The sequence below is a fragment of the Agromyces sp. Y182 genome (assembly GCF_059445385.1).
In genome coordinates this window covers 1,342,138-1,362,433 of record NZ_JCAIUF010000001.1, presented here as the reverse complement: position 1 = coordinate 1,362,433, position 20,296 = coordinate 1,342,138, and the positions used below count along the sequence as shown (strand labels likewise).

The 20,296-nt window shown below is 68.1% G+C and carries 21 protein-coding genes; 11 read left to right on the top strand and 10 right to left on the bottom strand.

Annotated elements, in window-relative coordinates; all coding sequences use genetic code 11:
• Positions 1 to 138: 138 nt before the first annotated feature.
• On the top strand, positions 139 to 1,515 hold the full coding sequence (locus AC1C2R_RS06295; RefSeq protein ID WP_495379368.1) for a hypothetical protein: 1,377 nt from the start codon (positions 139 to 141) through the stop codon (positions 1,513 to 1,515).
• A complete protein-coding gene (locus AC1C2R_RS06290; protein WP_495351656.1) occupies positions 1,508 to 1,801 on the top strand; it encodes a GNAT family N-acetyltransferase in 294 nt (97 codons plus the stop codon). The genes AC1C2R_RS06295 and AC1C2R_RS06290 overlap by 8 nt, the downstream gene beginning before the upstream one ends.
• 326 nt (positions 1,802 to 2,127) lie before the next feature.
• Here AC1C2R_RS06290 and AC1C2R_RS06285 read toward each other — a convergent pair whose 3' ends face one another.
• Positions 2,128 to 2,592: a MarR family winged helix-turn-helix transcriptional regulator gene (locus AC1C2R_RS06285; RefSeq protein ID WP_495379367.1), complete on the bottom strand. Its 465-nt coding sequence runs from the start codon at positions 2,590 to 2,592 to the stop codon at positions 2,128 to 2,130.
• Between the two features lie 415 nt (positions 2,593 to 3,007).
• Between AC1C2R_RS06285 and AC1C2R_RS06280 the strand changes: the two genes are divergently transcribed.
• From AC1C2R_RS06280 to AC1C2R_RS06270, 3 genes are all read left to right on the top strand, one after another.
• On the top strand, positions 3,008 to 4,129 hold the full coding sequence (locus tag AC1C2R_RS06280) for a sensor histidine kinase (protein ID WP_495379366.1): 1,122 nt from the start codon (positions 3,008 to 3,010) through the stop codon (positions 4,127 to 4,129).
• The gene (locus tag AC1C2R_RS06275) at positions 4,126 to 4,815 is read left to right on the top strand and encodes a response regulator (protein WP_495379365.1); all 690 of its coding nucleotides are present in this window, start codon (positions 4,126 to 4,128) and stop codon (positions 4,813 to 4,815) included. Before AC1C2R_RS06280 ends, AC1C2R_RS06275 begins: the two co-directional genes overlap by 4 nt.
• A gap of 147 nt (positions 4,816 to 4,962) precedes the next feature.
• Positions 4,963 to 5,829, top strand: a complete 867-nt coding sequence (locus AC1C2R_RS06270) for a CPBP family intramembrane glutamic endopeptidase (RefSeq protein WP_495379364.1) — start codon at positions 4,963 to 4,965, stop codon at positions 5,827 to 5,829.
• Between the two features lie 107 nt (positions 5,830 to 5,936).
• Here the strand turns inward: AC1C2R_RS06270 and AC1C2R_RS06265 are convergent, their stop codons facing one another.
• Positions 5,937 to 6,842 (bottom strand): oxidoreductase, encoded by a 906-nt coding sequence (locus AC1C2R_RS06265; RefSeq protein ID WP_495351651.1) that lies wholly within the window; start codon positions 6,840 to 6,842, stop codon positions 5,937 to 5,939.
• 62 nt (positions 6,843 to 6,904) lie between these two features.
• Between AC1C2R_RS06265 and AC1C2R_RS06260 the strand changes: the two genes are divergently transcribed.
• Positions 6,905 to 7,489, top strand: coding sequence for a TetR/AcrR family transcriptional regulator (locus AC1C2R_RS06260; protein WP_495379363.1), 585 nt, complete (start codon positions 6,905 to 6,907; stop codon positions 7,487 to 7,489).
• Positions 7,490 to 7,597: 108 nt separating this feature from the next.
• Here AC1C2R_RS06260 and AC1C2R_RS06255 read toward each other — a convergent pair whose 3' ends face one another.
• From AC1C2R_RS06255 to AC1C2R_RS06245, 3 genes are all read right to left on the bottom strand, one after another.
• Positions 7,598 to 8,401, bottom strand: a complete 804-nt coding sequence (locus AC1C2R_RS06255; protein ID WP_495379362.1) for a winged helix-turn-helix domain-containing protein — start codon at positions 8,399 to 8,401, stop codon at positions 7,598 to 7,600.
• 497 nt (positions 8,402 to 8,898) lie between these two features.
• A complete protein-coding gene (gene upp / locus AC1C2R_RS06250) occupies positions 8,899 to 9,531 on the bottom strand; it encodes a uracil phosphoribosyltransferase (RefSeq protein ID WP_495379361.1) in 633 nt (210 codons plus the stop codon).
• Between the two features lie 32 nt (positions 9,532 to 9,563).
• Positions 9,564 to 9,947, bottom strand: a complete 384-nt coding sequence (locus AC1C2R_RS06245; protein ID WP_495379360.1) for a hypothetical protein — start codon at positions 9,945 to 9,947, stop codon at positions 9,564 to 9,566.
• 146 nt (positions 9,948 to 10,093) lie between these two features.
• Here AC1C2R_RS06245 and tadA point away from each other — a divergent pair, with 146 nt between their 5' ends.
• The gene (tadA, locus tag AC1C2R_RS06240; RefSeq protein ID WP_495351646.1) at positions 10,094 to 10,564 is read left to right on the top strand and encodes a tRNA adenosine(34) deaminase TadA; all 471 of its coding nucleotides are present in this window, start codon (positions 10,094 to 10,096) and stop codon (positions 10,562 to 10,564) included.
• Positions 10,565 to 10,779: 215 nt separating this feature from the next.
• Here tadA and AC1C2R_RS06235 read toward each other — a convergent pair whose 3' ends face one another.
• On the bottom strand, positions 10,780 to 11,742 hold the full coding sequence (locus AC1C2R_RS06235; RefSeq protein WP_495351645.1) for a cation diffusion facilitator family transporter: 963 nt from the start codon (positions 11,740 to 11,742) through the stop codon (positions 10,780 to 10,782).
• 79 nt (positions 11,743 to 11,821) lie between these two features.
• Between AC1C2R_RS06235 and proC the strand changes: the two genes are divergently transcribed.
• Entirely contained in the window at positions 11,822 to 12,673 is an 852-nt protein-coding gene (gene proC, locus AC1C2R_RS06230) for a pyrroline-5-carboxylate reductase (protein ID WP_495379359.1), read from the top strand.
• Positions 12,670 to 14,307, top strand: coding sequence for a beta-N-acetylhexosaminidase (locus tag AC1C2R_RS06225; RefSeq protein ID WP_495379358.1), 1,638 nt, complete (start codon positions 12,670 to 12,672; stop codon positions 14,305 to 14,307). The genes proC and AC1C2R_RS06225 overlap by 4 nt, the downstream gene beginning before the upstream one ends.
• A 120-nt stretch (positions 14,308 to 14,427) precedes the next feature.
• On the opposite strand, the gene AC1C2R_RS06220 is transcribed toward AC1C2R_RS06225, so the two are convergent.
• The gene (locus AC1C2R_RS06220; protein WP_495379357.1) at positions 14,428 to 14,682 is read right to left on the bottom strand and encodes a hypothetical protein; all 255 of its coding nucleotides are present in this window, start codon (positions 14,680 to 14,682) and stop codon (positions 14,428 to 14,430) included.
• A 170-nt stretch (positions 14,683 to 14,852) separates the two neighbouring features.
• Here AC1C2R_RS06220 and AC1C2R_RS06215 point away from each other — a divergent pair, with 170 nt between their 5' ends.
• Positions 14,853 to 14,975 (top strand): hypothetical protein, encoded by a 123-nt coding sequence (locus AC1C2R_RS06215; protein ID WP_495351641.1) that lies wholly within the window; start codon positions 14,853 to 14,855, stop codon positions 14,973 to 14,975.
• Positions 14,976 to 14,993: 18 nt separating this feature from the next.
• Here AC1C2R_RS06215 and AC1C2R_RS06210 read toward each other — a convergent pair whose 3' ends face one another.
• The 3 genes from AC1C2R_RS06210 to AC1C2R_RS06200 are packed head-to-tail and all read right to left on the bottom strand — an operon-like array spanning position 14,994 to position 18,009.
• On the bottom strand, positions 14,994 to 15,935 hold the full coding sequence (locus tag AC1C2R_RS06210) for a TAXI family TRAP transporter solute-binding subunit (RefSeq protein WP_495351640.1): 942 nt from the start codon (positions 15,933 to 15,935) through the stop codon (positions 14,994 to 14,996).
• Entirely contained in the window at positions 15,932 to 17,350 is a 1,419-nt protein-coding gene (locus tag AC1C2R_RS06205) for a sensor histidine kinase (protein ID WP_495379356.1), read from the bottom strand. Before AC1C2R_RS06205 ends, AC1C2R_RS06210 begins: the two co-directional genes overlap by 4 nt.
• A gap of 2 nt (positions 17,351 to 17,352) precedes the next feature.
• On the bottom strand, positions 17,353 to 18,009 hold the full coding sequence (locus AC1C2R_RS06200) for a response regulator transcription factor (protein ID WP_495351638.1): 657 nt from the start codon (positions 18,007 to 18,009) through the stop codon (positions 17,353 to 17,355).
• 112 nt (positions 18,010 to 18,121) lie between these two features.
• On the opposite strand from AC1C2R_RS06200, the gene AC1C2R_RS06195 reads away from it, so the two are divergent.
• Positions 18,122 to 20,290 (top strand): TRAP transporter permease, encoded by a 2,169-nt coding sequence (locus AC1C2R_RS06195; RefSeq protein WP_495379355.1) that lies wholly within the window; start codon positions 18,122 to 18,124, stop codon positions 20,288 to 20,290.
• Positions 20,291 to 20,296: the final 6 nt, after the last annotated feature.

The following is a 20,296-nucleotide window of genomic DNA, read 5'->3' as shown; positions in this document are numbered from 1 at the left end:
CCCGTGATCGAGAGTTCGGATATGAGGGGTGTGCGCGTCGGGTCCGACCCGGCTTCGTTGTACCGGATGATGCTGATGCGCCAGCGTACGAAGAGTTCCGGCAATGCCGAGCGTGGGGGGCACGTTCGGCCCAGAGGCGTGCGTTCGCGCCGTGTCGCGTCGCTCACGCGTCGTGTCTACGCCCTGCTCATCGCGATGGCCGTGTCGATCGTGCTCTACCGTGCGCTCGACCCGCAATTCTCGCCGACGAGCAGCGAGCACGCGGTCGACATGATCTGGATGATGCCGGCGCTCGCCGGGGGTGCCGCCGTCGGTGCGGCACTGGTCATCGCATCGGCGTCGCGCGCGGGGCTCGCGGGCGTCGCTCACCTGGGCGTGCCGGTATTGACGCCGCAGGGCCGTTCGCTCTCCAACGGGCTCACCTGGGCGGCGATCGCCATGCTCGCCGTGCACTTCACCGCCGCGGCGTTCGACGGGCTTCCCGGTGGCCACCGGCTCGCCGGAGTGGTACTCGGCGTCGTGTTCGGTGTCGGAACGTTCCATCTGCACCGCCATGCCATCGAGCACGAGGCCTACCGTACGTTCAACCTCGTCGCCATGCTGCTCGCCGCCGGAAGCCTCGCGAGCATGAGCATCACGCCGACGGGCGAATGGTGGACGCGCAACTTCAGCACCCTCGGTACATCGAACGACCTCGCCGCCGCCTGCTTCAACGTGGCCATCGTCGTGTCGGGACTCGGCATGGCGGGGTTGTCGGCTTCGCTCACCCGTGCACTCGCGCACGGGCCGTTCGGTCTGCGGGCGGGGGCTCGCGCCGCGATGCAGACGCTCATCGCACTCGTCGGCGTGGGGCTCATGGGTGTCGGCCTGGTGCCGATCAACGGTGCCACCGACCTGCACAACGCCTTCGCGCTCGGGGCCGCCGCCTCATTCGCGCTGCTGTGCGTCGGGGTGCAGATCTTCGCGTCGCGCATGCCACGGGTGTTCGTGTGCTTCTCCTACGTCTCGCTCGCGATCGAGGCCGCCGCGATGGTGTCCTACGACCAGCTCGGCATCTTCAACCTCACCGTCTTCGAACTCGTCGCCTTCACCCTGGTGTTCGCGTGGCTCATCGCCCTCGTCGTGGCGACCGCGACCGTGCACGAGCGAGGTCAACGATCAGCGGATGTCGCGGCTCCCGCCCGAGGCATCCGTCGCCGTCACCCGCGACCTGGGCGCCCGGCCGTGCGCACTCGACCGGGCTCCGTTCCTCGCGTCGGACGCCAGTCGACGCTCCAGGTCTCGAGCGCGTCACGAGGAGTCTCCGCGCCGTTGCGGATCAGGTGGAGTGAGAGTCATCGCCCTCGCCCTCGGCGCGCGTCACGATCTCCTCGACTGTCGTCCGCTCGACCCCTTCGGCCGCCGCCGGGCCCTGCGCGTCGGCGTCGCGGGTTCCGGCGAAGCAGGCGCAACCGTCGGACCGGTCGGACCGGTCGGACCGGTCGGACCGGTCGAGTAGAGTCGCGCCATGGGTAACGACATCGTCGAAATCGTCCGCAACGACGACCGCCACCGCTACGAACTCACGTTCGGTGGGGAACGCGCCGGGTTCGCACAGTACCGGCGCAGAGACGGCGTGATCGTCTTCACTCACACCGTGGTGCTGCCCGAGTTCGAGGGTCGCGGCCTCGGCGGCAGGCTTGCGAAGTTCGCGCTCGACGACGCCGTCGAGCGGGGTGAGCGCATCGTGCCGGAGTGTCCGTTCATCGCCGCGTACCTTCGGCGACACGACGAGTACGAGGCATCCGTCGACTGGCCATGACTCGTCGGTTCGCCGTCAAGACGCGGCATCGACTCGGCGTTGACCCCCCAATCGGGGCAGTATCCGTGCTCCCTTCTGGCAGCTACGATTCGAGCAGACCCGAGTCGGACCCGACCGACCTTCTCGCACTGCAACGGCGAGTCGCGTGATCGAGCGACCGCCCGATCGCCCGGGGAGAATCTCGCCGGGCTCGGTTCGGGTCGCTCGGCGGGAGGGTCTCCCTAGGAGACCGCGGTGGGGCGGGAGGTAGGGTTCCCGCCCCACCGTCATCCTGTCACTCAGCCGCCGAGCTGCGACGCCGGCCGACTCGGCTGCCCGCCGTATCGTCATCCCGCGGCTTCGGCGGGCTGCTTCTGGTCGATGTCGAGGCGGAGTCGGTTGCAGAGTTCGGCGAGCGCGTGCAATTCGGTTTCGGTGAGGGTGTCGCCGAACACCCGATTGATCGAGTTCATGTGCGTGATCGCGACCCGGCGGAAGAGCGCGAATCCCTCTTCGGTGATGGTGACGATCGTGCCACGGCCGTCGCTCGGGTCGTGGAGTTTCGCCACGAGTCCGCGTGACGCGAGCCGGTCGACGAGCCGGCTCACGCTCGGCTGGGTGATGAGCACGTTGCTGTTCAGGTTCTTCAGGCGCAGCCGACGGCCGGGTGCGCGCGTGATGTTGAACAGCACGTCGTATTCGTTGAGCGAGATGATCGCGCTCGGGAAGTCGGCCGCGAGTGCACGCATGATCGTGACTTGCGCACGGAACAGCGACTCCCATGCGGCGACGGTGATCGCGCGATCTGCCATGCCCGTTCCCTTCATTGTGGTTCATTCCACAATAGGGAACCGCAGGAGGAAACGGTTGAGGGCCGGTCGTAGAGGCTGACGGTGCTGGGTGCCGCCCCTCGACCGTTTTGGCACCTGGCGCGGTTGAGGGCCGGTCGTAGAGGTTGACGGTGCTGGGTGCCGCCCCTCGACCGTTTTGGCACCTGGCGCGGTTGAGGGCCGGTCGTAGAGGCTGACGACCGGCCCTCTCCCTTGCACCAAGAGTGTCCTGCAATCACATTCCACGCCGCCTGCCACAGCAAACAGTCGGCGCACTTCCGAATATATAACGGATCGGTAACAGGCGCTAGTTATCGTTCTGTTATTTTTCGAATTCGTCGGGTTCGGCCGCCGAGAGCTGCCAAGACCCCTCCGAGCATCCGCGTACGATGCAAGGATGCGGGTCGTTCGCTTTCTCCTGACTCATGTCAAGTGGGACGTACTGTCCGCCGTCGTTCTCGTCGGCTTGTCGTTCGTGCCGGGTGTGGCGCAGCAGGGGCTTGAGCTGGCCGGGTCGCCCGATCGACCGCTCGATCTGCTCGGTGCATCGCTCATCGTGATCCAGGGAGGCGCAGTCGCGCTTCTGCGCCGATGGCCGCACTGGTCCTTGGCTCTGACCTTCTCGGCGTTCTCGGCGTACCAATTGCTTGGATTCCCCACGACGTTCGCTGCCCTCGGTCTGCTCGTTGCCCTGGTGGGCGCAGGGGCGTTGGTCGAGCGGCACCGGATGCTGACTCCGATGCTCGCCCTGGGCGGTTACGTCGCTCTCGTCGCGGCGCTGATCACGCTCGACGCCGCACTCACCGTGCTCGACGCGCTGGTCTTCGGAGCGCTTCTGGCGGCCCTGTGGGTCTTCGGCTCGTGGCTCCGATCGCAGGCCGCTTTGCGTCGCAGCCGCACCGAGAGAGCTGAACGGGAGACGATCACAGCCGAACGGGCGCGCATCGCACACGAGCTGCACGACGTGGTCACTCATCATGTGACGGCGATGGTCGTGCAGGCCGAGGCCGGACAGTTTCGTCAGAAGCTCGATCAGGGGACGCTGGACCTCCTTGCATCCATCGCTGACGGGGGCAGAACGACGCTCGTCGACCTCCGTAGTCTGCTCGGGGCTCTCGAGGGGGATGCTGAGATCACGCGTGCGCCAGCCGAGCAGCAGGTCGGCGACATCGTCGCCCGGACCCGCTCGGCCGGGCAGCTGGTCGAGCTCGTGGAGCGTGGCGAGCCTCGACCATTGGCAGGGGCCACAGGACTCGTGGTCGTTCGGGTCGTGCAGGAGAGCCTCACGAATGCGATGAAGCACGCGCGTGACGGTGCGGCAACGGTGGCGATCGAATACGGCGAACGTGAGATCCTGATTGAAGTGGTCAGTTCCGGCCGCAGCCGCAAGAGTGCGGCTTCGATATCGGGGGGTCGGGGGATCATCGGGATGCGTGAGCGCGTGGAACTCGTGGGCGGCGATCTGCAGGCCGAACCGGTCGGCGATCGGTTCGTGGTGCGCGTGCGGCTTCCCATATGAGCGCGGACTCGACGAGGATGCCCATCCGTGTCGTCGTCTGCGACGACCAAGAGCTCGTGCGCACCGGATTCGTCACCATCATCGATGCTCAGCCCGATCTCGTAGTCGTCGGCGAGGCGGCAGACGGAGAAGATGCCGTACGGCTCACCCGTCGCGAGCACCCGGATGTCGTTGTGATGGACATCCGTATGCCGCTTCTCGACGGGATCGAAGCGACGAGAAGAATAGCAGGACCGCAGGTCCCGGTCCCGGACGCAGCACGCGTGCTCGTGGTCACGACGTTCTCGCTGGACTCGCTCGTCTACGACGCCCTGCGCGCAGGAGCGAGCGGCTTCCTGCTGAAAGACGCCAGGCCCGCCGAGCTGACGGCGGGCATTCGGACTGTTGCCGCAGGCAACTCCCTGATCGCGCCGGCAGTGACGCGATCGTTGATCGGACGCTACGGTGACCGGCTGCGGCCCTCGGCGCAGGACCGTTCGACCTTTGAAGCACTCACCGTACGCGAACGCGAAGTGCTGACTCTCATCGCCGATGGACAGTCGAACGCAGAGATCGCTGCACAGCTCGTCATCAGCCACGAGACGGTGAAGACCTACGTGTCGCGCATCCTGACGAAGCTCGACGTGCGCGATCGGGTGCAGGCTGTCGTACTCGCGCACAGAACGGGCCTCGCTACCTGGTCCTGATTCTCCGCGCGGATCGCTGATCTCCATGACACTTGGGTCCCCCGAGCGAGGGATCCCAAGTGTCCACCCTCGTGGGATTCGCCGTTTTCGCGAGCGCCGTAACGTCATGCTCACACCCCGAAATCGAGTAGGGGATAAGGAGCAGGAATGACGAAGTCCACGCAGGATCTCAAGCCATCAGCCAAGCGCAGGAGCGAGGGACCTCGAACTCGATCCTGGATCAGAACGACCATTGTCGTCGTCGGCTTCGCCGTGGCGATGCTCGTCACGAACTCCATCGCCACCGAGCTCCACAACCCTGTGGCGGCGCTCATCATCGGTCCAGCCCTGGCGATTGCGATGGCATCCCTGTACATCTGGACAGGCCGGCGCGTCGAACGTCGCCAGGTGACAGATCTCGCGCCGAAAGGCGCTACCCGTCATCTGCTGATCGGGACGGGGGTCGGGTTGGCCCTGTCAGCGGTGACCGTCGGCATCCTCGCCCTTTTCGGTGCGTACACGATCACCGGCTGGGGGTCGATCGCCGGTGCGCTGGCCGTCGCCGGAACGATGTGCGCGGTCGCCGTTTCGGAAGAAGTGTTCTTCCGGGGAGTCGTGTTCCGCCTCATCCAAGGTCGATGGGGCGCAGTCGTGGCGCTCAGCGCCTCGGCGATCATCTTCGGACTCGTTCATCTGCTCAATCCGGGCGCCTCGCTTTGGGGTGCGGTTGTGATTGCGATCGAAGCCGGACTCATGTTGGGTGCTGCCTACCTCGCCACCGGGTCGCTGTGGTTGGCGATCGGCCTGCACTTCGGCTGGAACTTTGCGACGGTGGGCATCTTCGGCACAGTGACGTCCGGCTCCGAGGCGCGCGACTCCCTTGTCACCGCCGTGACAAGCGGGCCGGCATGGCTCTCAGGGGGAAGTTTCGGACCGGAAGCCAGCATCATCGCCGTCTTGGTGTGCTCGGTGGCGACAGTGCTGCTTCTGATTGTGGCGCGCCGTCGGGGTCGACTTTCGCTTCGTCGCCGCTGATCGCCAGGGCCGGATCATCGAGCCGGGTCACGGTTCCGTACTCGCGGGCTCCCGCGCTACCGGATCGCGAAGGAAACGAGCGGTGATCCGAGCTGACAGCGTGACTCCTACTCTGAGGCGACCGACCGGGTGCTGAGAGGGAAGCGTGCTCCAGTGAGCTGTTCGGAGACTTCCCAAAGCCGTCTGGCCGTGTCTGGATCCTGTGCGGCGGCGGATGGCGCACCCACCGCGGCCGGTCCGCGGACTCCGCCGAAGCGGCTCGGCCCCGAGAAGCTGCCGCCGCCCACGTCTCCGACCGCCGCCAACAGAGTGGGAAGCGCGCCGCCCTCGGGGCCGTGGGCGAGCAGAGGCGTGCTGATCGCGGACAGGACATCGAACGCCCGGTTGCCGCTCGTGATCCGGAATCCGGTAGACGCCCAGCCGGGATGGGCGGCGGTGGCGATCACCGGTGAGTCGACAGCGGTCAGGCGGCGCTGCAGCTCAACGGTGAACAGCAGGTTCGCCAACTTGGACTGTCCATAGGCGCCGAACGGCTTGAACGCTCGCCGCTCCCACTGCAGATCATCGAAGTCGATCCGCGCGGTGCGGTAAGCGGACGACGAGATGGTCACGACTCGGTCCGTGACGCGGTCCAGCAAGAGATTCGTCAGCGCGAAATGCCCGAGGTGATTGACCCCGAACTGGATCTCGAAGCCATCCTTGGTGAGTTGTAGCGAGTCGGTCATCGTGCCGGCGTTGTTGATGAGCACGTCCACACTGCCGTCCACGCCGGCGGCGAAGTCCCGAACCGACGCAAGTGACGCGAGGTCTAGGGGGCGGACTTCGACTTCGCCATCGATCGTGGCGGCTGCCGCTCGGCCCTTGTCCTGGTCCCTGACCGCGAGGACGATCCGTGCTCCTCTGTCTGCCAGCGCGGCAGCCGCAGCGCGGCCGATCCCGCTGTTGGCGCCCGTGATGATGAAGGTGCGGCCGGTCTGATCCGGTATCTGAGAAGGAGAGGTCAATTGAGGCATGACGTTAATGTAACCACCGGATACAATCTTGTCAACGGATACATAGTCGGTAGACTGCACATGTGACTTCTTCTCGTCCGTACCACCACGGCAACCTTCGTCGGGCCGTGTTGGATCAAGCGGCGAAGGTGGTGCGCGAGCGGGGAGTCTCTGAACTGTCGTTACGCGAACTGGCCGCGACGATCGGCGTTACCCACGCTGCCCCGCGCCGGTACTTCACCGGCAGGCAAGAACTTCTCGATGCCCTGGCTGTCGAGGGTTTCGTTCGGCTCGGCTCCCGGCTGAATGAAGCGGTCGAGGCATCGTCCGACTTTCACGAACAGATTCGTTCAATCGCCCGCGTCTACCTCGACTTCGCGACCTCCGAGGCGAACCTCGTCGAGCTGATGTTCGCTCACAAACACGGAGCAGACAGTGAAGCTGTGGGCCAGAATGCCGAGGCCGCATTTGCGCCGATTCTGCAAGTGTTCCAACGCAACGAGACCCAAGAACTGCTGCGGGGCCGGAAACCGGAACGAGTCTCATTGGTATTCCTCGCCACCCTCCAAGGCCTCGCCGGTCTCGTCAACTGCGGCGTCATCCCCGTCGGTCAGCTTGGCGAATTGATCGATGAGGCAGTCGCGCTTTTTCCACCGAATCTCACGTAGCCGACTGACCGTCTCCTGAAGGATCCGTCTCGCGAGTACGAAAGCGACCCGTCGGCCAGCCGCGATATCGCTCTGCCCAGGTACTTGGGTGCGCGTCGGCTGACCCGCTCAGTACAGGTCGGGGGAGGGGGTCGACGCCTGGCGGATCGAGACGTCGGCGTGACGGTCGAAGCGGTACCCGACGCCGCGCACGGTGCGCACGATGTCTTGATAGTGCGCGAGCTTCGAGCGCAGACGCCGCACGTGCACGTCGATCGTGCGCTCGCTCGGCGCTTCGTCGTCGGCGTCCCACAGGTTGTCGATGAGCTCGTGGCGGTCGATCGTGCGACCTTCGCGCAGCACGAGGTACTGCAGCAGCTCGAACTCCTTGTACGTGAGACCGGCAGCCTCGCCGTCGAGCAGCACGCGCTTGCGCGAGATGTCGATGATGACGCCGTTGGGGTGGCGGTCGACGTCGTCGCGGGTGTCCTGACCCTCGCGCTGCTTGGCGAGCGCGGCGGGGTCTTGCAGGGCGAGCCGCACGACGTCGACGTCGCGGCCACCCGCGGCTTCGGGAGCGAGTGCGACCGCGGCGTAGGTCTCGGCCGAGGGTGCGACCTCGGCGGTCAGCGTGCGCAGCGCCTCGACGATGCGGTGCAGGGTCGTGCCGTCGGCGAGTGCCTTGGCCTCATCGATGCCGACGTAGAGCACGAAGCCGCGGGCCTCGGTGCCCTCGGGCACGGCCCGAACCCGCGGTGCGCGGGCGGCGTCGGCCGAGGCATCCGCCGCCGGGGCGGCGGCTCGGGGAGCCGCGGCGACTGAGCGGAGCGGAGCGGAGGGGGTGTGCGACGGAATCGTCGGGGCGGCCGGCAGCGACGGTGCCGTGCGGGCCTGGACGGTGCGGACGGGAGCGGTTGCGAGTGCGAGAGACATGACGAGAATCCTTGTGTGAAGGGTGCAGCGACCGGCCCCGAAAGCGGGGTCGGAGCGAATGGCCGTTCGGCCGGGCGAACCTCGAGAGACGGAAGGTTCAGAGGAGTCGGCGTCGATCTGGATGCGGATCGGCTGCGGGACTCGGCGGTCGGGTCGCGGTCAGCGGCACATTCGACAACACATGGGTGCACGTGCCGGCATCATCGTGCCGGTCGTCCTGAGAGCGCCGAGGGCGGTCAGGTTGCGTGCAGTGTCAGTCATGAGCAAAGTCAAACGGATGGCCGGGCGTGTGTCAATTCATGACGGCCAGGTGACGGGGAGTTTCGTCGCACGCGGTGCGCGTTGCGATGCGACATCCGGCAGGATCAGTGACGCCGATGCGTCGCCTGAAAGATTCTGCGATGGATGACGAGTTTCGGAAATCTTCCGCGCGCGATTTCCGCTGCGGCGTGTCGAGGCTCGAAGATCCTTCGGGTAACGGATGCCGCCGGCTGCGCTTATACCGTGCCGTAGAGGCGATCGCCGGCATCGCCGAGACCCGGCACGATGTACCCCAGCTCGTTGAGGCGCTCGTCGACGGCGCCGAGCACGATCGTGACCTCACGGCCGTGCAGGGCCTGCTCGACCGCCGCGAGCCCCTCGGGTGCGGCGAGGATGCAGATCGCCGTGACATCCGTCGCCCCGCGCTTCAGCAGGAACTCGATGGCCGCCGTGAGCGAGCCGCCCGTGGCGAGCATCGGGTCGAGCACGAAGCACTGGCGGTCGCTGAGGTCGTCGGGCAGTCGCTCGGCGTACGTCGTCGGCTCGAGGGTCTCTTCATTGCGCGCCATGCCGAGGAAGCCGACCTCAGCCGTCGGCAGCAGCTTCGTCATGCCCTCGAGCATGCCGAGACCCGCGCGCAGGATCGGCACGATGAGCGGCTTCGGGTCGGCGATGCGCACGCCCGTCGCGGGTGCCACCGGGGTCACGATGTCGACCGGCTCGACGCGCACCCCGCGGGTGCCCTCGTAGGCGAGCAGCGTCATGAGCTCGTCGACGAGTGAACGGAAGACGGGCGACGGGGTCTTCACGTCGCGGAGCACCGTCAGCTTGTGGGTGATGAGCGGGTGATCGGCAACGTGGACTCGCATGGGCTCGAGTCTACTGAGCGCGGGCCTCGTCGTCAGTGCCAGAACACCGCCACGGCGACGTTGGCGATGGCGGCGATGCCGGCGCTCCAGAGCAACGGGCGCAGCGAGGCATCCGTCTGCTCCGCCCGCTTCAGCGCGCGGCCGCGGACCACGCCGACGATGGCCAGAACCAGCACGAGGAGCGCGATACCGAGCTTCACGAACGCCTTCGCGCGATCTATCTCTGTGCCGCCGATCTCGTTGACGGCGATCAGCGCGATGCCCGAGGCGAGCTGCACGATCGAGCCGACCAGCACCGGCGAGAAGTCGAAGCCCGATCGCCTGGGCATCTGCAGGATGTATGCGCCGATGATCGCGGCGAGACCGACGAAGTGCACGACGAGCAAGAGCAGGCGGGTGAGTTCGAGGGGTTCCAAGGTTGCCTCCGATGGCGGGATCGAGTGGTGAGTAAGTGTTTACTAACCCCGATGGTACGATACCGGAAGTCAGGTGTACAGGAGGCCCATGTCGACGCGAGATCGCATCCTCGATGCAGCGATCGAGGTCATGACCCGGCGCGATCATGATTGAGTCCGGCCGCCATCACGAGTGGATGCGACTCGCGCTCGCCGAAGCCGAGCAGGCTCCGGCCACGCGCGACGTGCCCGTCGGCGCCGTGGTCGTGAACGCCGCCGGCGAGGTCGTCGCCGCGCGCCGCAACGAGCGCGAGCTGCTCGGCGACCCGACCGCGCACGCCGAGCTGCTGGCCCTCCGTTCAGCCGCCGAGGTCACCGGCGACTGGCGCCTGACCGACTGCACGCTCGTGGTCACACTCGAGCCGTGCGTCATGTGCGCGGGGGCGATCCTCGCAGCGCGTATCCCGACCGTCGTGTTCGGCGCATGGGACGAGAAGGCCGGCGCGGCGGGCTCCCTCTACGACGTGCTCCGCGATCGGCGGCTCAATCACCGCGTCGAGGTGTTCGCGGGCGTCGAAGCGGATGCCGCGGCGCAGCTGCTGCTCGACTTCTTCGACGACCCTCTGCGCCGGCCCTAGCCCGCCTCACGCTGGTCGAGTAGGCCGCCAGCGGGGCGGCCCTCACGCTGGTCGAGTAGGCCGCCAGCGGGGCGGCCCTCACGCTGGTCGAGTAGGCCGCCAGCGGGGCGGCCCTCACGCTGGTCGAGTAGGCGCGCCAGCGCCGTATCGAGACCCCGGCCGGGGAGGTCTCGATACGCTCCTGCGTCGCTACTCGACCGGCGGCTGCCTCGTCGTTACTCGAGGCCCTTGATGACGATCGCGTCGGTGGGCGGTGCAGCGAGGTTCGGCTCGACGTAGACGTCGGGCTCGACATAGATGACTCGTGCGGACGGCACGGCATCGCGGATGCGCAGCTCGATCGCGTTCGTCGCCGCCGCGACCTCGAGCAGGCGCTGGTCGGCAGTGAAGCCGACCTTCGCGGCGACGAGCAACTCGTCGGGGCCGAGATAGAGGGTCTTCATGTGGATGATTCGCTCCACCTCGGGGCCGGCGAGGATCGCCTGCTCGATGCGCACGACATCGTCGTCATTGGCGCCCTCGCCTACGAGGAGCGACTTCGTCTCCATGCCGAGCACGACGGCGACGACGATCAGCAGCGTGCCGATGAAGAGGGTGCCGATGGCGTCGAAGAGCGGGTTGTCGGTGATGATCGTGAGCCCGACGCCGATGAACGCGAAGACGAGGCCGAGGAGCGCTGCGACGTCTTCGAGCAGCACGACGGGCAGTTCGGGAGCCTTGGCGCGTCGAACGAACTGCACCCAGCTCAGTTTGCCGCGCACGTGGTTCGACTCCTTCACGGCGGTGCGCAGCGAGAACGACTCCAGCACGATCGCGATCGAGAGCACGAGGATCGGCAGCCACGGCACGTCGAGCGCATGCGGGTGCTGCAGCTTGTCGATGCCCTCGTAGATCGAGAAGAGCCCACCGACCGAGAACAGGATGATCGAGACGACGAACGCGTAGACGTACCGCTCGCGGCCGTAGCCGAACGGATGCTCCTTGTCGGCCGCCCGCTTCGCCTGGCGGCCGCCGAAGATGAGGAGCAGCTGGTTGCCGGCATCGGCCACCGAGTGCACGGCCTCGGCGAGCATCGAGGACGAGCCCGAGAAGAACCAGGCGATGAACTTCGTGATCGCGATTCCCGTGTTGGCGAGGAATGCCGCGATGATGGCTCTGTTGCCGCCCGATGCGCTCATGGAGCAATCCTAAAGGGGGTAGCGGAGCGAAGATGTGCGTTCCAGCCACAGCGTTCGACCCCGAACCTAGGATGGTCGCATGAGTGTCGAGGCCCCTGTCAGACTGCCCGCGATCGCATTCCTCGGGGCGGGGTCGATGGCTCGCGCCGTGCTGACCGGCCTCCTCCAGCCGGGCATCGAGGTCGACGGCGGCATCCGTGCGACGAACCGCAGTGCCGAGAAGGCGGCCGAGCTCGCGGGCCTCGCGGGCGTCACCGCGTACGCGACCGAGACGGATGCCGCAGCGAACCGCACCGCCGTCGCCGGCGCGAAGCTCGTGGTCGTCGCCGTCAAGCCCGCCATGGTGCCGGCGCTGCTCGAGGAGATCGCGGACGCACTCGAGCCCGGCGCAGTCGTCGTGAGCGTCGCCGCCGGGGTCACCGTGGCGACGTTCGAGTCCCTGCTGCCCGCGTCGGTCACGGTGATCCGCTCGATGCCGAACACGCCGGCGGTCGTCGGCCGCGCGGTCACCGGTGTCTCGGCCGGCGCGCGCTCGAGCGACGCCGACCTCGCGCTCGCCGTGTCGCTCTTCGAGACCGTCGGCGAAGTGCTCGTCGTGCCCGAGGAGCAGATCGACGCGCTCTCGACGATCTCGGGGTCCGGGCCGGCCTATGTCTTCTACCTGATCGAGCAGCTCACGGCGACGGCGATCGAGAAGGGCTTCACGCCAGAGCAGGCGGCCGTCATGGTCGAGGGCACGTTCCGCGGCGCGAGCGAGTTGCTCGCCGCATCCGATGCCGGCCCCGCCGAACTGCGCCGCCGGGTGACGAGCCCGAAGGGCACGACCGAGCGCGCAGTCGCGGTGCTCGAAGAGGCCTCGCTCAAGCAGACCTTCGACCGGGCGACCGATGCCGCGCTCGCCCGCGCCCGCGAGCTGGCGGCCGGGGCGTGAGGGGCCTGATTCCGAAGCCCTTCTCGTTCGAGGCACGCGACGGCGAGTTCGTGCTCGACGCAGGCACGGCCATCACGGCAACGGATGCCGCGGCATCCGTCGCCCGCCGCCTGCAGGCCGACCTCAGTGCGGCGACGGGCTCCGCGCTGCCCGTGACCCCGCGGCTCCTCGACCAGCGGGGCGCGGCGGGCACGATCGCGCTCGACATCGACCCCGAGTTGCCGCGCGAGGGGTTCCGGCTCGAGGTCGCGCCGGGCGGCGTGCGCATCACGGGCGGGGCGCAGGCGGGCCTCTTCTACGGCGGGCTCGCGTTCCGGCAGCTGCTCGGGCCCGACGCGTTCCGGCGGGCAGCGCTGCCGGGGCGGGAGTGGCGCGCCGCGGCATCCGTCACGCTCGACGCACCGCGCTTCGCGTGGCGGGGCTTCATGCTCGACGTCGCACGCAGCTTCCGGCCGAAGCACGAAGTGCTGCGGCTCATCGACCTGCTCGCCCTCCACCGGGTCAACGTGCTGCAGCTGCACCTCACCGACGACCAGGGCTGGCGCATGGAGATCCGCCGATATCCGCGGCTCACCGAGGTCGGCGCGTGGCGGCCCGAGTCGCAGCTCGGCCACGGGCCGTCATCGACCGTCGACGGTCGCCCGGTCGGCGGCTACTACACGCAGGACGACCTGCGCGAGATCGTCGCGTACGCTGCCGAACGGCACATCGAGGTCGTGCCCGAGATCGAGACGCCCGGCCACGTGCGGGCAGCGCTCGCCGCGTATCCCGAGCTCGGCGTCACCGGCGGGCCGTACGAGGTGTGGACGCGCTACGGCATCAACGACGACGTGCTGAACACCGAGGAATCGACGGTCGCCTTCTTCCGCAACGTGCTCGACGAGGTCATGGAGGTCTTCCCGTCGCGGTACATCGCGGTCGGCGGTGACGAGGCTCGCAAGACGCAGTGGGCGGTCGACGCGCGCACGCGGCAGCTCATGGCCGAACGCGGTCTCGCGACGCCGAACGAGTTGCAGGCGTGGTTCATCCGCCGGCTCGACGAGCACCTCACCGCGGCCGGCCGACGTCTCTACGGCTGGGACGAAGTGCTCGAGGGCCCGCTCGACCCGGGCGCGACGATCGCGTCGTGGCGAGGCCTCCGCGGTGCCCAGGTCGCCGTGGCCCGAGGTCACGACGTCGTGCTCTGCCCCGACGACTTCGCCTACCTCGACTACCGGCAGTCGGATGCCGCGGACGAGCCGATTCCCGTCGGCACGGTGCAGACGCTGCGTGACGTCTACGACTTCGAGCCGCTGCCGGCGGATGCCTCGGAGGCGATGCGGCGCCATGTGCTCGGCGTGCAGGCCAACGCCTGGAGCGAGCACATGGACACCGTCTCACGGCTCGACTACATGGTGTTCCCGCGGCTCGCGGCGTTCGCCGAGGTCGCGTGGAGTGCACCCGGCAAGGACTGGGCGGGCTTCGAGGCGCGCCTCGGCGACCAGCTCGCGATCTACGACGCGATGGGGGTCGCGCACCGGCCGCTCGACGGGCCGCACCCGTGGCAGAGGCGGCCCGGTGTCCCCGGCGTGCCTCGCGACAAGGCTGACCGGCGGGCTGAACTCGCCGCGCTCACGGCCGACCTGCTCGAATAGCACTGCGCCTGCCCCGTCCGCAGGATGAGCGCTCGAAGGCAGCCGTTATCGACGGTCGCAGGTGCGCTCATCCTGCATTCAATGGCCCGGCTCTCGCGCCGGTGTTCAGTCGCTCGGTCGCTACGCCGCGGTGCGCGCCGCGCGCGAGCGATGCGCACCGAGCACGGCCCTCGTCAGCAGCACGCACGCCCCCACCAGGAGCACGATGCCGACGGTCGTGGCTCCTCCGACGAGCCCCGCGAGTGCCGCGTCTGGGTGCTCACGGGTGAGCGTCGGGTCGGATGCGATTTCGCCCTCGAAACCGGCGGCGAAGCCGATCATGAACAGCCAGAACGCGACGACGACGGCCGCGGCGATGGGGTTGACCCTCCGCATGTCACTCTCCTTCAGGTGACCTGCCAGCTTAGCCCATGCTGCGGAAAAATACCTGGACATGGCCGAATTCCGAGCGGCAGCGCGGTTCGCTCCGAGCGGACATGACTTCCGTCGCGGAGTGGGCTATGGTCATCGGAAGCCCGCCAGCTGACGAAGGGAAGCGAGCTCGAATGTCTGGAAAGAACACACGTGGCAACGCCACGAAGAAGCAGGCCCAACTCTCGTTGAAAGAGAAGCGAGCGCAGAAGCGCGAGAAGACCGACGAGGGATTCATCAAGACGCGCAAGCGCTGACATCCAGCCGCCGCGCCGTCACCCGTAGCGCTCGAAGTAGCGCCGCTCGGCCGCCGGGTGCAGCGGCATCGACCCGGTGTCGATGAGGCTCGACGGCGTCAGGTACTGCAGCCCGGCCGAGCGTTCCGGAACGAGTCGCACCGCATCGTCGATGAGGATATCGACGAGGGCGGTGGCGATAGGGTCCGGAAGATCCGCCCGCGCCAGGAGGAAGTTCGAGACGCCGATCGTCGGCATCGGCTCGCGGAGCGCGTACACACCCGCGGGCACGACGGTCTGCTGGTACGCGTCGGCATGCACCTCGCCGAGCAGCGGTATCGCGGCGCTCAGATCGACGAGCGTCACCTGGATGAGGCCGTGCAGGCGATCGAGTTCCGGAACCGGGATGCCGCCCGACCACATCAGGGCGTCGATGCCGCCGGTCTCGAGTGCGGTGACGGCATCGGCCAGGTTGAGCTCGACGAGCGACGCTGCACGCGCGCCCGACGTCAGGCCGAGTGCGTCGAACACCCTGCGCGACGTCTCGGCCGTGCCGGATGCCGGTGCGCCGATCGAGACGACGCGGCCGGCGAGATCGTCCGCGTCGGCGATCGGACCGCCGACCGGCACGATGCACTGCAGGTAGTTCTGGTAGACGCGACCGATCGAGACGAGCCCGTGCGGATCGATCGCGGCCGAGTCGGCGAGCGCGATCGCGAGGTCGGCGTCGCCCGAGCGGAGCATCCCGATGTTCTCGATGCTGCCGTCGGTCGGAAGCGCCTTCATCGCGGTCACGACACCCGCGGCGACGGCAGCGTCGCTCAACAGTTGGCCGAAGCGGATGTAGGTGCCCCCGGGCTCCCCGCACGCCATCCGGAGCGTTCCACCGGTGCCGGGTCGCGCACAGCCGCCGAGCGAGAGGGCCGAGAGCCCGGCGAACCCGAGGAGCAGCGCGCGGCGCGAGATCGAGCCGCCCGTCATGAGATCGCTCCGAATCGCACGGCGACGCGGAGGCCCCCCTCGTCGGCACGGTCGATACGCAACGCGCCGCCGTTCGCGCGCACGAGTTGCCCGACGATGGCCAGTCCGAGCCCCGTACCCGTGAGCCCGCGATGCTGCGCCGAGCGCCAGAATCGGGTGCCGGCCTGTGCGAGTTCGTCGTCGTCGAGCCCGGGCCCGTCGTCGCTGATGACGATGCGCACCGCATCGCCCTCGCGTTCGTGCTCGCCCTCGCCCTCGTGGGCGAGGGCGAGCCGCACCGTTGCGCCCTCACCGGCGTACTTCCTGGCATTCTCGAGCAGCGTCGCGACGATCTCCTCGAGATCCGATCGGCGGCAGGCGATCTGCACCTCGGTCGTGCCTTCGGCGACCAGGCTCTGGCCCGCCTCGCGCATGAGGGGCTGGAACGGTTCGGCGAGCGCGGCGGCGGTCGGCACGGTGTGCTCGCGACGAGACGCCTCGGCGAAGCCGTTTCCGCTGCTCACCTCGGCCGTCGCACGATGCTCGGCATCGGCGAGCACGAGCATCCGTCCGACGGTCGATTCGAGGCGGTCGAGGTCGGCGTCGACGATCTCGAGGGAGTCGTCGCTGGAGCCGTCGCGGTTCAGCGCATCGATGCGCAGTCGGATGGCCGCGAGCGGATTGCGCAGTTGATGCGATGCGTCCGCCACGAAGTCGCGCTGCTGCACGAGGGTGTCCTCGATGCCCTCGGCCATGCGCGAGAACGATGCGGCGAGCCGGCGCAACTCGGGCGGGCCGGTGGCGTCGACGAGCCGCACGTCGCGGTGCTCACCGAACGCGTTCGTCGCGTCGTCGAGCGCGCGCACGGGTCGCAGCACCCAGTTCGTCCACCAGAGCGAGGCCGCGGCGAGGCCCCCGAGTACCAGCAGCCCGACGAACGCGACGAGCAGCCACGACAGCGTGATGTCGCGCCTGGCCGCCGCCGCGTCGATCTGCAGGACGACGACGCCCATACTGAGTTCTCCGGTGCCGAGCACCGGCTCGGAGACGAGTGCCGTGCCGGTGCTCCACGGCCTGATCACGGGCAGCTGCCACTGCGGCAGGTTGCGCGACGAGGCGAGCGCGTGCGCCCGCACCTCCTCGTCGGCCGGGGTGAGGGCGCCGACCTGCGCGATGTCGGTGCCTTCGCCGTCGAGCACGACCACGGACTCGCCGTAGACCTCGCCGAAGCGGTCGAGGTATCGCTCGAGCGCGGCGGTGTCCGACGAGGTGATGGCGTTCTCGGCAAGGCGCACGATGTGGTCCATCGACGATGCGCGGGCCAGCGCGAGTTGCTGCGTTCGCGAGACTGCGATGGACTCGCCCACGGGAATGACGATCGCGAGCACGGCCAGGAGACCGAAGAGCATGAGCGGCAGCAGTACCTGGGCACGCATGCCTACGACGCTTCCAGTCGGTACCCGTAGCCGCGGATCGTGGTGATCGCGTCGCTCGAGGGCAGCTTCTGGCGCAGCTGTGCGAGGTGCACATCGAAGGCTCGCGAATTCGCGGCGTAGGCGTCGCGCCACACCTCGTCGAGGATCTGCTCTCGGCTCACGGCTGCGCCCACCCTGCGGGCCAGCACCGCGAGGAGCGAGAACTCGGTCGGCGTCAGTGCGAGCTCTTCCCCGTCGCCGCGCACCCGGCGCGCTCCGAGATCGATCTCGAGGCTTCCGGTGCGCACGAGGTCGAGGGAGGGGGCGCTGAGACGGCGGCGGGCGACGACCTCGAGTCGGGCGAGCAGTTCACGCATGCGCACGGGCTTCACGAGATAGTCGTCGGCGCCGAGGCGCAGAGCGAGTACCGTCGACCGCTCGTCGCCGCGTGCTGTGACGACGAGCACCGGCAGGTCGGTCACGAGGCGGAGCCGTCTGATGACGTCGAAGCCGTCGGTGTCTTCGAGGCCGAGATCGAGCATGAGCACGTCGAAGTCATGGTGCCGGAGGAGCACGTCGCCGCCCCGGGCCACCTGCTCGGTCTGGTGTCCGCTTTGCGTGAGCACCGATGCGAGGGCAGCAGCGACGGAGGTGTCGTCCTCGGCGATGAGCACACGCATCCTCGCAGTTTAGACATCACGTTCGACATCGCGGTCTCGGTGGATGTAAAGGGGATGTAAGGATTCCGGACGGCTCGGGCGAAGGATGCGGCGGCCGCCCTACGGTTGCGCCATGTCCTACACCGAAGTAGAACCGACGGGTCGCGCCGCCTCCACGACGGAGGCCGGCCAGGCCGGCTCGGGCCCGTTGCCACCCGACGACATCATCGCCGAGTTCGACGAAGAGCGCCCGTCGCGCACGCTGCCGATTCGGCTCGAGCGCGTGATCACGGCGTACTGCTTCGTCGTGTCGCTGTTCGTGCTCTACCAGGTGTTCTTCCCGCTGCCCCAGGGCACGCAGTTCTCACTCATCGCCTTCCTGTCGGTCACGCTGCCGCTCACCTTCCTGCTGTACCGCGGCCGGAAGCGCAGGAGAGACCCGCTCCGCTCCGACGCGCCGACGGTGTGGGACTGGACCCTCACGGCCGCCACCGCGTTCGTCTGCACCTATCCGATCCTGCCGATCGTGATCGGCGATGGCGGAGGCGGTTTCGACGCGTTCCTGAACCGACAGGGCACGCTCGGCACGGTCGACGTGATCGCGGGCACCGCGCTCACACTGCTGATTCTCGAGGCGACCCGTCGCACCACGGGCCTCGTGCTTCCGATCTTCTGCGTCGTGTTCTTCCTCTACGCCTACTACGGCGGCTTCCTGCCGATGGACTGGGCGATCAGCCACGCGGGCGTGAACTTCGACCAGATCATCAACGGCTTCTACAACGACCAGTCGGGCTTCTTCGGCACACCACTGGGCGTTGCGGCGACGTACATCGTGCTGTTCATCATCTACGGAGCCGTGTTGTCGGCGACGGGGGCGGGCCGCTTCTTCATCGACTTCTCCTTCTCGCTCTTTCCCGCGTCGAGGTCGGCCTCGGGTCGCACCGTCGTGACGAGCGGGTTCCTGCTCGGCACGGTGTCGGGTTCGGGCACGGCGACGGCGGTGACGCTCGGCTCCCTTGCCTGGCCGATCCTGCAGCGCGCGGGGTATCCGCGGAACAACGCCGGCGGGATGCTCGCCGCAGCCGGCATCGGCGCGATCCTCTCACCGCCGACGCTCGGTGCGGCCGCCTTCATCATCGCGGAGTACCTGCAGGTGTCGTATCTCGAAGTGATGATCTGGGCGATCATCCCCACGATCCTCTACTACGTCGGCATCTTCCTCGCGGTGGAGATCGACGCCCGCCGCTTCGCGACTCGGGCGGTGGATGTACCGAGGAAGCACCTCGGCAAGCTGGTCGCGCGCTTCGGCTACCACTTCCTCTCGCTCGCCGTCATCATCTTCTTCCTCGCGCTCGGGCTGCCCGCGTTCCGTTCGATCGTCTACGCGACACTCGTCGCCGCAGTGTTCGGGCTCGTCGAGCGGATGGTGTCGCGGCGCGACCCGCTCGACGACGCCTCGGTGGCGACGACCCTCCCGAAGGCGGTCGCCGAGTACCTCGGCGAGCTGTACCACGCACTCGCGAGCGGCATCCGAAGCGCGATTCCAGTCGTCGCCGTGTGCGCGGCCGCGGGCATCATCACGAGCGTCATCGTCAAGACCGGCATCGGCCTCACCTTCGCCCGCATGCTCGTCTCGCTCGCCGAAACCGCCAGCGACAACCCCGAAGTCACCCTCACGATCACGTGCCTGCTCGCCGCGGTCGCGATCATCCTGCTCGGCCTGGCGGTGCCGGTGACCGCATCGTTCATCATCTCCTGGGTGATCATCGGCCCCGCGCTCATCGCCCTCGGGGTCGAGCGGCCCGAGGCGGCGATGTTCATCTTCTACTTCGCGGTGCTCTCCGAGGTCTCCCCGCCCACGGCGCTCGCGGCCGTCGCATCCGCGGCGATCACCGGCGGCGACACGATCAAGACGATGTGGCAGGCGACGAAGTACACGCTGCCCGCGTTCCTCGTGCCGCTTGCGTTCGTGCTCACCCCTGCGGGCGGCTCACTGCTGCTGCAGGGCGGACTTCTCACCTCGCTCTGGGCGACCGTCGTGTCGCTCATCGCCGTCGCGGCCCTAGCCGGCGCCACGGGCGGATGGGTGCTCGGCCCGGCGAACTGGCCCGAGCGCATCCTGCTGCTCCTCGGCGCGCTGTGCTGCCTCTACCTCGTGCCGGTCTCGATCGCCATCGGCCTCGTCTGCATCGCTGCTGCGATCGCCGTCAACTGGCTTCGCAGGCGCCGCGCTCGGGGCCCGGCCGACGCGTCAGCGCAGCGCCCCCTCGTCTCAACCCTGACCGTGACCAAGAACTCCTGACCGCCA